At 36.3% G+C, this 9011-nt stretch carries 6 protein-coding genes and 1 pseudogene; all 7 read right to left on the reverse strand.

What is annotated here, in order from left to right; genetic code table 11:
• A pseudogene (locus tag AAC037_RS12390) lies at positions 1 to 241 on the reverse strand (hypothetical protein); the annotation flags it as partial.
• Positions 242 to 578: 337 nt separating this feature from the next.
• Positions 579 to 1061: a hypothetical protein gene (locus tag AAC037_RS12395; RefSeq protein WP_339903292.1), complete on the reverse strand. Its 483-nt coding sequence runs from the start codon at positions 1059 to 1061 to the stop codon at positions 579 to 581.
• 328 nt (positions 1062 to 1389) lie between these two features.
• On the reverse strand, positions 1390 to 4542 hold the full coding sequence (locus tag AAC037_RS12400) for a DUF3427 domain-containing protein (RefSeq protein ID WP_339903293.1): 3153 nt from the start codon (positions 4540 to 4542) through the stop codon (positions 1390 to 1392).
• Positions 4543 to 4722: 180 nt separating this feature from the next.
• Entirely contained in the window at positions 4723 to 5088 is a 366-nt protein-coding gene (locus tag AAC037_RS12405) for a glyoxalase (protein ID WP_339903294.1), read from the reverse strand.
• A gap of 258 nt (positions 5089 to 5346) precedes the next feature.
• Complete coding sequence (locus AAC037_RS12410) at positions 5347 to 6420, reverse strand: methyltransferase (protein ID WP_339903295.1); 1074 nt, start codon at positions 6418 to 6420, stop codon at positions 5347 to 5349.
• A gap of 81 nt (positions 6421 to 6501) precedes the next feature.
• Positions 6502 to 7656: a N(5)-(carboxyethyl)ornithine synthase gene (locus AAC037_RS12415; protein WP_339903296.1), complete on the reverse strand. Its 1155-nt coding sequence runs from the start codon at positions 7654 to 7656 to the stop codon at positions 6502 to 6504.
• 425 nt (positions 7657 to 8081) lie between these two features.
• On the reverse strand, positions 8082 to 8690 hold the full coding sequence (locus AAC037_RS12420) for a superoxide dismutase family protein (RefSeq protein WP_339903297.1): 609 nt from the start codon (positions 8688 to 8690) through the stop codon (positions 8082 to 8084).
• Positions 8691 to 9011 lie beyond the last annotated feature (321 nt).

The raw sequence follows: 9011 nt of genomic DNA on the forward strand, positions 1-9011 counted from the left end.
CTTCCAAGGCGGTAGCTCCTTGTCCAAAATTGCTAATATTAATTTTGGTGAATTGACCACCCACAGGTACTTTCTCTGTGGTTTTATAAGCCACAAAGCTTACCTTGGTAGAATCTTCCACCAAACTAAAGTTGTTCTCAACTACAACCTCTGATTCAGTTTCGGTGCTTTTATTGGCATTGTTACAACTAAAATTAGCAAGCAATAAAAGGCTTAAGGCAATTAGTTTTAAGTTTTTCATGGTTTTTTTAAGTTAAAAATCTTACCAAATTTAAACATATTATAGGGGCAATTAAAACTAATGGCAAATCATTTTTAATATACTTTAAGCTTGATTTATTTTGATTCCTAAAAGGAAGGCCTTATCTGAACATTCCCTTAGTAAACAAAAGGATATCCTATTATGGGACCTGTTTCAGGTGGGTAATAGGGAATATTACATTCTTGGGTACTAGGATTTATTTGCTCAACCTTCTTCCAAAAAAATTTACCACAGCCATTCAGACCTTAGGCCGTTGGCTTATGCCTAATCTTGAATGAGCTACTACCCATCCCAAATTTTACAACGGCCTTTCTTTTTATTGGTCGCCATTTTTGCTCAAGTCCTGCAAAAATACTTTTACACTTTGTTCCATTTTAGTGGTGATTGTGTCCAGGTCATTAAAATTCGGATTTTTCAATACCTCCCACTCCAAAATGGAATGGGGATGGGTAGAAGCCCTGTAATGAGCCCCCAGTTCTTTTTCATCCATTAAGGCTAAATATTGCTTTTGTACCTGCTTGTTTTGTCCCGCCAGCCAAATTTCAAAACTTGCCTTTTGATGATTAAAAATAATGACCAGCTTTAATTGCTCTGCTTTTAACTCTTTGGTAGAAAGCGAAAAATAGGTGAAATCCATAGTCCCCTGATTGAAACTACCCATTTTATACTCCCGATGTTTATCTCTTAAATGCCTTCTCAGAGACTGCATAAAGTCTATTATACCTTTGTAAACCCTCACTATATCCCCGGTTTGAATTAGTTTTTGGTATTCAGAAAAACCATCGTGCATCGATTTCATCTCTATTGAAGCGTTTAATGAAATTGAATTTAATAGGCAAAACCTTATAAGCCAAAATAGTTATGCTTTTAGGCGCGGAAATCACTTCAAAATCAACCTACCTCCAGTCAAAAAGGGGCTATTCCGCATTACGCGCTACCTTAATGCTGTTTTGTCTTCGAGGATTGAAATTTTCACGGCCTAAAGGTACATTGCGAAATGGGAAAGAAATGGGATTTTGGGGTTTATTGGTTGAAATTTAAAGTTAACCTAGCATAGGTATACATAATTGGATCCACTATCCCCTAAAGATATTAATAAATTAAAATACAAATAAATACAAATATTATCATCCCACTCTTAGTTTAGCAGCGTCTTTCCATAAATAATGTGGCAAGGGTTCGCTCAATTCCCACTTCACACTCATTGGTTTTGATCCATAATAATCGTTCAGACTTCCTTCGCCAATAAAAACATACCCCATGGTATTACCATATTCATCTTTTACCTTTTCCCTTACAAATAAAAGTATCCGCCTATTGATTTCACGGTGCTTGATATAAGAAATTCCTTTAGTTGTTTCAGGACCGGCAGAATTTTGGGATTGCCAGTGAAATAAATATTCATTGATTGCATAATCTTCGTACATGGTGGTAGATGAAAAGTTTTCATCTGACTTAATTAAGTTAACAAAAAGTAACTCTGTATTTAATTCTGTATTTAGGGCCACCCCTTCCCTACTTGAAGATTTTTTTTCAAAAGTACTTAAACCGAATCCTGCTAAAATCTGATCCCTGGTATATCTAGAATGAACCTTAAGCGGCTGTTTATAAGGTAAGGAAATATTTAGCTCCTTGAAATCGATTTTATCAATCAAAAATTCTAATACTTCAATGATTTCATTCAAGAGAACTTTGTTCTTCCCTATTTCACAAATACTGTCCTTAAGAGATTTAAAACCACCTTCTTTTTGCCAAATATCATAGTGCAACATCAATAACATGAGATGCTTTTCTTTTGTCACTTCTTCAGGATTTACCTGAAAATTATTTCTCGCTAAATCGAGAATAAATTTAAAATAACTAGTGGATTTTGTTGATAACCATTTATTCCAAATAGCACTGACTATAGGTTTTTCATTTAAATCATCAAATTCTTCCACAACTCCGGCTATTTGGCAAAGCCGACTCCAGCTACCTCTCTTGTAAATAGATTGAATAGGGATATTATAAAACCCTAAAAAGTTTCTAAGATTTAACGGAAGTTTTGTTTGATGCTTGAAATTTTGAATTTTAAGTATTAGTTGTAACCTGTTTAAAGAAGTCGCTGAAGCTATATTCTTTAAAATTATTTCTTTAGCCTTCCTTTCTAAATTGACTGAACACCCTAAGGGCAAATGCGGAAAATTGTCTTCAATTTCTTTGATAACGGATGTCGAAGTTTTACCAATTAATGCTCGAAACTTATTCTCAAAATTGTACTCTGGCCTGGAATTTCCAACAAAATCTAAAACTGTTAAACATTCCTTATCATTTGATAGGCGTAAGCCTCTACCTAATTGTTGAAGAAATAGCGTCAAACTTTCAGTAGGTCTCAAAAACAACACTGTATCAATTTCAGGAATATCCACCCCTTCATTAAATATATCAACCACAAACAAGTAGTTAATTTCCTTATTTAAGATTTGATTTCTTAAAGAATCTCGTTGTTCGTTGTTTAAACTCGTTAAGTATGCTGCTTTTAGTCCTGCAATCAAAAACTTTTGAGCCATGAACTTCGCATGCTCTATTGACACACAAAAACCAATGGCTCTAACATTGTTTAAATCTTTTGTGTAATGCTCCAATGAATTAATTATATCCCTAACTCTTCTGTCGGAAGAAGTATAAATATTAGTCAACTCACTTACCTTATATTTTCCTTTTTCCCATCCAACATTCGATAAGTCTATATTATCTGTAATTCCAAAATATTGAAAAGGGCAAAGTAATTTTCTGTTTAAAGCCTCAGGAAGTCTTATTTCTGCAGCTATTCGGTTATGAAAATCTTCTTGAATATCCCCACCGTCCATTCGCTCCGGAGTAGCAGTTAGTCCCAAAAGTACTTTGGGATTAAAATAGTTGATTATCCCTCTGTAGGTATTTGCAGTGAGGTGATGACATTCGTCTATTACAATATAGTCATAATAGTCAGGAGATAAATTAATTGAATCTAAGCTATTATTGATAGTTTGAATTGATGCAAAAACGTGTTCAAAACTATTAGGAACCTGACCACCAACCCATAACTCGCCAAAATTATTATCCCTAAGTATTCCTCTATAGGTTGAAAGTGATTGAGATAATATCTCAACTCTATGAGCTAAAAACAAAAGTTTACTTGACTTTTTTTCTGTTTTAAATTGCTTATAATCAAATGCTGAAACCACCGTTTTCCCTGTTCCGGTAGCTGCAACTACTAGATTTCTATAACGACCATGAACCGACCTTTCAACTTCAAGTTTTTCTAATATCTCAGACTGAAAAGGGTAAGGTTTAACATCAAAAAACGAAATATTTATGTTGGTATTTTGAGAATTTTTACCCTGGCTTAAATTTAAAATAAGTTTTTCCTTCCCCGACTCACCATCAAACAATTCAAAATCTTCACTTTGCCAATAAGAATCAAATGTCTTTTGAAACTTATCAATTATATGACTAACCTCTTTTGTTGTGACTTTAATATTCCACTCTAAACCATCAGTAAGAGCGGATCGTGAAAAATTAGAAGATCCGATGTATCCTGTATGAAAGCTCGTATTTCTGTAAAACAAGTAGGCTTTGGCATGTAACCTTTCATTTCCAGTATTATAGGAAATTTTTACTTGGGTATTTTCTAATTTTGACAATAATTGAATTGCCTTATAATCTGAGGCACCCATATATGTCGTTGTAATCACTCTCAATTGACCTCCTCTTTGGGTAAATTCTTTTAATTCTTTTTCAAGAATTATTATCCCTTTAAATTTTATGAAGGAAACCAATAGATCAATTCTATCAGATGATAAGATTTCTTTTTTCAATTCACTTTCTAGTGACAACCCAGTATTCCCTCCTGTAAAAAGTTCGCTATGAATTAATCGAGTATAAGGTGTAATTTCCTTTAGACGTAAATTAAGGTCAGAAAAATGAAAGTCTACTTTTGAAAATACTGCTTTCAAAATCTTACCTTCTACTTCAATCAGATCTTTAACAAATTCCTCTTCCTTGAGCTCTTCTTTCAAGAAAAGGATAATTTTATTGGCTATCTTAATTTGTATTTCTAACTTGCTTTCCCCGTCTTTTTCACTCTTTACAAAATCAAGGGCACTTTTAATGGTTCGAGAGATATGTTGTGCCAGTAAACTTGAAGCTTCTCCTTTATCAATATTTGTTTTGTTGATATAAAAGTCACCATTATCTAACTCATTTATTTTTTGAGTAACTAACTGAGTTACTAACTCCTCGTAAATACCCTGATTCATAAGACCTTATACTTTTTCATAAAACAATTAATAAGGATTTGAAATAAAAACAACTACTTTTTCACATCCCCAAAGGGGGGAGTAAAGTAAATTTGAATTTAAAAAATTCATTTGTAATCATTATAACCACTGAAAATAACTACGACAAACTCTTTTGTCATTCAGTCATTTCATTACCCCCTACCCCAAAAACTCCCCAATATGCCATAAAATCCCTGAAGGGTCATGTAGAAAATATTCGCTGCCCCAATCATTGGTGACGATTTCGGATAAACGGACGCCTTTATATTTTTGGGGGAGGTTTAAAGCTTTTGTTTTTTCCAAATGCTTGGCCAAATCCTCCACTTCCATAAAAATCATGGTATTGTCTACCCAGTCTTGGACATAGGCATCCTGCAGGTAGAAGCCAAAAGTACCGGACTTGAAATAAGACATTTTCTCGGAAAGCACCAGCTCCTCAAATCCAAAGTCCTGATAAAATTGCCGGGAAATGGTATAATCCTTAGCCCCAATAAATGGCCGAATTGACTTGATTGTATGTTCCATAAATTATGCTTATTAATCCAAGAAAGAATTAATGAAGATAATTATTATAATATGAAATAGCTTAAAAAAAACCAAATGGGTCAATTCCATTTGGTTTTTTCGGTATAGATGGAGTGTAATTTCCTGATGAGCGTTTTTCTTCTTAAGCTTTAACATTCACTTTAAAGAGATATTCAACAAGCAGTTTATTAGCTTAACTTACGCTCATCAATTGTCTGTACCATTCGGTCTCAACTTTCGAATCAGCCAAGCAACAACCTATACCTCCTTATGCGTCAACTCCCATAGCTCCACTACTTCCTCTTCACGCCAGTTCTGGTTTCGCTTTGTTTTCTTTGAGGCTGGTTTCACGGATTTTTTAAAGCATCTTACCAACTGAAAACGACCGCCTTCAGCCAGCTCTTTTTCTATGGGATGTTCTTTGGTCAGCTCCGTGATTTGAGCCAGGTTAGAAAATAAAAGCAGCAGTTTACCATAAGGCAGCAAGTGTTTCTTCGCCTCTAAAAAAAATTCAGGGAATAGTTTTTCATTGTAATAGATGCCTGTATCCAGGTTTTTCACAACATTGGAGGAAGGTAGCCATGGAGGATTAAAAACGATCAGCTCAGTTTGTTTATCCCATTTTCCAAAAAGGTGTCCTTGATCCAATTCTATTTTTCTTGACAATTTGGTGTCTCCCATATAGGCTTTTAGCCCCAGGATCGCATTCGGGTTCGTGTCGGTTCCAAAAACTTTTTGGAAACCACACTGTACCATTTGTAAGGAGAGAATACCACTTCCCACACCAATGTCTATGGCTGTTTTTTTAGGCCCTGTGTATCGTTTTAGCCACTGGTCAAACTGTGCCAAATGATCAAAACGTGTAGGGAAATAGGTGCCATAATAAGGGTGCAATTTATTCCTTAGTACAGGAATGGAAATCCCATTTTTGTACCATTCCCAAGAACTGTTTAGTCCCTGCACTTGAGGAAAAGTCAACAAGAAATCACTATTGTCGGGGTACAATTCTTTCAACCAGCCTATAAAAGGGGCTTTTTTGAGTGCCAGTTTGTTGGCAGCAATTTCTATCAAAACAAGGCTGGAAAGCTTCTGGTAAGCAGAACGGTACTCGCACTGGTCTTGAAATGACTTTTGAGTGAATCTTTTTTGTAAGTGGGTTTTCAGGGCTTTTAGCAGCATTAGCCCATTGCTATAGCGCCCACTAATCAACACCGGATTACCAGCCTCTAATAATTGAATAGTAAGCAAAACATCTGTCTCTTCATTAAATTTGGCACATGCCCTTGCAAAGACAAAGGGTTCGGGTTTATTAGGATGAATTGCTTTAATCATATTTTTTGTTCTTTTACGTATAGGCTTATTTAATAGTGGTTAAATTTTTAAGGCTCGCGGAAAATTATGATTCTCCTATGGTTATTCTAGAGTCGGATCAATTATATGTGGATAGGAAAATTGGCGGTTCTGAAACCTAAGAATGTGCTCTTTTACAATAATTCCTTTGTCTATATTGATGGCATTTTTTATGGTGCTACTCCTATCCCAATTTTCTCTACCTTCCACCACAATGGGTAAATGAACAATTAAAGCAGCTGAAATAGATCTTGAAGCACTTTCCCAAAAATAACTAGGGGTATGGTCAACAGCATAATAATCTATGCCATCAATACTGATCATCGGATCTTTAAAAGTGGTGGGCTTTGCAAAATAAAACCCCATACCCTCATCACAACTGACATCAATAAATAGTGAACCCGGGTTGAGCATTGATTTTTCCTCTTCCAGCACATAATTAATGGGATCATCAGTATCCTGATAAGTTCCATTAATTATAATTTCGGAGGCATTAATTAATTCAATTAAAGGCCTTTCTTTGCCATCATGTTCCACCACAATTAATCTTGCCTCCCCTTCTTCCCCTTTTCTCAAGCGAGTATAATGTACATCCAATACTTCCTCTCTTACTTCATGATCGGGCCTTTGGATACAAATGGTAATGTCTCGGAATCCATGGGCCTTTAAGGCATATATGGCTCCTCTACTTACCGCCCCAAAGCTCAAAATAATTACCTTTCTCTGGTTACCATAGTGCCCATCTATGCCTTTCAGCTGCAAGGCATGAATCACTGCACAATAACCAGCCATCTCATTATTTTTATAAAATGTATGCCTTCCTATTTGCCCGCTTGGACTCCACACATACATGTCTTCAAAAGCAATTAGAGTCAGCTTTTTATCTATAGCAGTTTGAGTAACCTGTTTTTGTTGTGCACAATGGGGGTACCCCCAAAGTAGACCACCTGTTTTGAGCTCCTCGAGGTCTGCAAGTATTGGTTTTGCAATAATGACAGACCCTATATCTGAAAGTAATTCACTTCTAGTAGCAATACCACCTGAAAGTGCAGCAATCTCCTGATCAGATTTATTGAATGGTAATCCATAACCTTTCTCAAATACAAGTTGTCTCCGAGTTTTTTGTGGAAGTCTTACTAAATGTTCCGGATGAATTGGTACACGTCTTTCATCTTCTTTTTTTGAAGTTCCTATTACTCCTATTTTTAATAGCGCCATATAATTTTTAAGCTTATTAGCGAACTGCAAGGCAATGACAGGTGCAAAACGCTGGATTTAAATTACTCCTCAATCGTAATTCTAGCTTCCAGGCATTAAGTTGGCTTCTAGTGTTAAGTAAAAAAAGGCAAACTATAGGCCTCATAACCTATACTGCGGTGTCATCCTAAGGTATCCCACCTCCTATCAATGGGATTAGAAACTGAAAAAAGTATAATATCAGCCCTCCAGTATAAAATTGGGAAAGGTAGGTAAATGACTTAAGATCAATATTACTTGGTCAAAGGTACTTTAATTAAATTCATTACTGCGTTAATCTAAATTTATTAAAAAAGAAATGCCAATTAATTTAAAAAGCCCAATGGATTGCTCCATCGGGCTTTTTTATACTCTGCTTGCTTTAGTCTAAATTTAAACAGCATGAATTAGGTGGATTCCTGTATTACTCCACAGGCTACCCTTGAACCGGCATCACCTGAAGGTTGGGAAGTGAAATCATCGGCCTCAGCGTGTATAATCACCGCCTTGTTTAGGATATCTGAATCCTGTCCATCACCGATAGACCATCCGTCTACCACCATCACTAGCGATCCCAGTCCATCTTCACCAACGGTCAAATTATTTATATCACCGGCATGAAATTCACCTTCACCTCTTTTGCCGTGTTCTTCCCCCTCAGGGTTCCAATGTCCCCCGGCTGAAGTAGCATCTGCTGCACTGCAATCTCCGTTTTCATGCAGGTGAACCGCATGCTTTCCAGTTGACAAATTATTTACTGACAATACCAACTTGACCTTTCCTTCAGCTGTTTGGTTAAAGGTGGCCGTTCCTGAAACCTCACTACCATTTGCCCCTGAGAGCACAGCCATGGCTGACTGCTCGGCAGTATCGGTTTCGCTTTCCATATTGTCCATCTGATTTTCTGTAATTTCTATTCTATCGGTAGCACTTTCCTCGGAATTATTGGCTCCGGGTCCACAGGCAACTGCCAAAGATAAGGCCCCGATAAAGAGAAAATAATTAAGTGTCTTCATAATCATAGTAGTTTATTTCAATACAAACTACTATCAAGGAAAAACTATGCCAAAAATCGATATTTTCAAATATTTTATAACAATAAGCAGATACAATAAAACTAATACCGGATCACATCCAGGGGAAAATCCCCTCTATAATCCATACAAGGGGACTTGGGGGAAATTTGCAGCTTTCATTTGGCCCTTAAAAAGCTCGGCTGCGCCAGTCCCAAGAGCAATCAAATGGCTTTGCCCACCTTGGCCAAGGTTTTTTGGTCAAAACGACCTTCCAGCTCAATGACCATAAATTGCTTGTCATTGTCTGACCTGATCATCAAT

The sequence above is a fragment of the uncultured Cyclobacterium sp. genome (genome assembly GCF_963976465.1).
Classification (GTDB): domain Bacteria; phylum Bacteroidota; class Bacteroidia; order Cytophagales; family Cyclobacteriaceae; genus Cyclobacterium.

Excerpts from the sequence above, each read along its gene's own strand:
- AAC037_RS12395 (WP_339903292.1), bottom strand. The coding sequence starts at position 1,061 with ATGAAATCGATGCACGATGGTTTTTCTGAATACCAAAAACTAATTCAA.
- AAC037_RS12400 (WP_339903293.1), bottom strand. The coding sequence starts at position 4,542 with ATGAATCAGGGTATTTACGAGGAGTTAGTAACTCAGTTAGTTACTCAA.
- AAC037_RS12405 (WP_339903294.1), bottom strand. The coding sequence starts at position 5,088 with ATGGAACATACAATCAAGTCAATTCGGCCATTTATTGGGGCTAAGGAT.
- AAC037_RS12410 (WP_339903295.1), bottom strand. The coding sequence starts at position 6,420 with ATGATTAAAGCAATTCATCCTAATAAACCCGAACCCTTTGTCTTTGCA.
- AAC037_RS12415 (WP_339903296.1), bottom strand. The coding sequence starts at position 7,656 with ATGGCGCTATTAAAAATAGGAGTAATAGGAACTTCAAAAAAAGAAGAT.
- AAC037_RS12420 (WP_339903297.1), bottom strand. The coding sequence starts at position 8,690 with ATGAAGACACTTAATTATTTTCTCTTTATCGGGGCCTTATCTTTGGCA.